This window comes from Pseudomonas sp. 05N434 (assembly GCF_056396965.1).
Genome location: NZ_JBFTMK010000806.1, coordinates 1 through 1,561 on the forward strand (window position 1 = coordinate 1; position 1,561 = coordinate 1,561).

The 1,561-nt window shown below is 55.6% G+C and carries 2 protein-coding genes; one reads left to right on the top strand and one right to left on the bottom strand.

The genetic code is table 11. The features are described from left to right. Positions 1–166 precede the first annotated feature (166 nt). Complete coding sequence (locus tag AC1DLB_RS29600) at positions 167–943, top strand: ferredoxin--NADP reductase (protein WP_086945915.1); 777 nt, start codon at positions 167–169, stop codon at positions 941–943. Positions 944–986: 43 nt separating this feature from the next. On the opposite strand, the gene mscL is transcribed toward AC1DLB_RS29600, so the two are convergent. Beyond that, entirely contained in the window at positions 987–1,400 is a 414-nt protein-coding gene (gene mscL, locus AC1DLB_RS29605; protein ID WP_018925819.1) for a large-conductance mechanosensitive channel protein MscL, read from the bottom strand. Positions 1,401–1,561: the final 161 nt, after the last annotated feature.

The following is a 1,561-nucleotide window of genomic DNA, read 5'->3' on the forward strand; positions in this document are numbered from 1 at the left end:
GCATAACTAGTTCTTAGCGTTGTTTTAGGGTTATACAAAATTAACACTCCGGTACTAGTTCTTTATTGCACTGCCCAAGTCTCTGCACGAATAACACTACAAACCATCGGTGTTTACGTCGTCTGCTTTGGGGGACACTGGTGTCATCTGTTGATCGGAGCGGCCCATGACTGCCAGTGTTGAAAAATTCACTCGTCAGACCTTGCTTGAGGTCCGGCCGTTGACTCCGAACCTGTTCACCCTGCGTACCACCAGGGATGCGGGCTTTCGTTTCCGAGCGGGGCAGTTCGCCCGGCTGGGTGTCACCAAGACAGACGGCAGCACGGTATGGCGGGCTTATTCCATGGTCTCTTCGCCCTATGACGAGTTCCTTGAGTTCTTCTCTATTGTTGTGCCGGGAGGGGAATTCACCAGTGAGCTGAGTCGGCTGGAAGCTGGCGATACGCTGCTGGTCGACCGTCAGGCCTTCGGTTATCTGACGCTGGATCGCTTCGTCGATGGCCGTGATCTCTGGTTGTTATCCACAGGCACGGGCGTGGCGCCGTTTCTGTCGATCCTGCAGGACTTCGAAGTTTGGGAGAAATTCGAACGAATCATCCTGGTCTACAGCGTGCGCGAAGCGCGGGAGCTGGCGTACCAGGCATTGATTGCGGAGCTAGCGCAGCGTGACTACCTGGCCGAGTACGCGCACAAACTGCAATTCATTCCCACCGTCACCCGCGAACAGCATCCGGGTGCCTTGAACGGGCGGATCACCAGCCTCATCGAAAATGGCGAACTGGAACAGACGGCCGGTGTAGCGCTGACAGCCGAGCATTCGCGGGTGATGCTCTGCGGTAACCCACAGATGATCGATGAGACGCGTAAGCTGCTGAAACAACGGGACATGCACTTGAGCCTCAGTCGCCGACCTGGCCAAGTGGCGGTGGAAACCTACTGGTAAACGAACGGCGCCCGAAGGCGCCGTTTCTCTGGGCAATCAGCGATCAGGGCCGATTGTTCTGAGCCTTGAGCAGATCGCGGATCTCGCTCAGCAATTCTTCTTCCTTGGTCGGAACCGGCGGCAGGGTTGGCGCAACGGCCTCTTCGCGCTTCAGGCGGTTAATGGCCTTGACGCCCATGAAGATCGCGAAGGCGACAATGATGAAGTCGATCATGCTCTGGATGAACTTGCCATACGCCAGCACCACTGCCGGGACATTACCGTTAGCGGCCTTGAGTGTGATGGCCAGATCACTGAAGTCCACCCCACCGATCAGCAAGCCGATTGGCGGCATCACCACGTCGCCGACAAATGACGTAACGATTTTGCCGAAGGCAGCGCCGATGATGATACCGACGGCCATGTCGACCACATTACCTTTGACCGCGAAGGCCTTGAACTCACTTATCACGCCCATAGGTTATTTCCTTGTTACAGATGAGGTTGGTGAACGCAGTGTAAATCAGCAAAGCGCCCCTTGCTTGAAACGCCTTCTTACAATGCCCGTGTCTATCGACACAACTTCCGGTTATTAGTTTACAAAATTCCACTCTTCGCGCGCGTCTACCCGCTCTAGAC